The organism is Candidatus Symbiopectobacterium sp. NZEC135, from assembly GCF_025962695.1.
This window is the reverse complement of the sequence record NZ_JAGFPF010000929.1, coordinates 1-835: the sequence shown is the minus strand read 5'-3', so window position 1 is coordinate 835 and position 835 is coordinate 1. Positions and strand designations below refer to the sequence as shown.

Genomic DNA, 835 nt, shown 5'->3' with positions numbered 1-835 from the left:
GGGCCGACAATTTGCCAGTGCTGACCGGGTAACACTTCCCAATCAAGGTGATGCAGAATGGGGCTGTCGTTATATTGCACCACACCATCTCGCAATTGAATACGTGCCTGATCGGCTGGCAGTGTCGGCGTATGTAGTGGGTCTTCCGGGGCTGGTAATGCTGTGCCGGCAAGCGTTTCGCTAAACGCAAGCTGGGCGATCAAGGCATCGGCCAGTACCGCTTCACGTGTGCCAGTGCGTGTCAGGGTGCAGTCAGCCAGAATGCCAACATGATCAATAAATTCAGGAATATCATCGAAGCGGTTAACGATGATCGCCAGCGTGTAGCCGCGCTGTGCCAACTCAGCCAGATGTTCTGCCAACTGTGCGCGGGAAGCCACATCAAGGCCATCGAAGGGCTCGTCCAGAATCAGCAGATCGGGCTTTGGCATCAACGCCTGGCACAGCATGACCTTGCGTGTTTCACCGGTAGACAGGTATTTGAAACGGCGCGAGAGCAGGGGAGTGATGCCGAACAGAGCGGCCAGCGTGGCACAACGGCCAGGATCGTGAATCTCATCCTGAATCACTTCAGCGGTAGTCCGTCCGGTATCGTCTTCATCAGCGCTGAGCATATCGGTATTGTTGCGCTGCCACTCTTGCGTGACCAGTTGTTGCAACTGTTCGAAGGACAGACGAACAACGCGAGGAAAATCGCCGTGTTGCGACCCCTCCAGCAACGGGAGTTCACCCGATAATGCGCGCGCCAGCGCAGATTTTCCGCTGCCATTGGCGCCCACAAAGGCCCACTGCGATTTTCCTTCCAGCGTCAGGGCATCAAGGCGCAAAACGCGTG

1 protein-coding gene is annotated in these 835 nt (G+C 56.5%); it reads right to left on the bottom strand.

The features are described 5' to 3' along the window. Positions 1–835: ATP-binding cassette domain-containing protein (locus J5224_RS31510; protein ID WP_264628919.1), on the bottom strand; the 835-nt coding region annotated here is incomplete at both ends.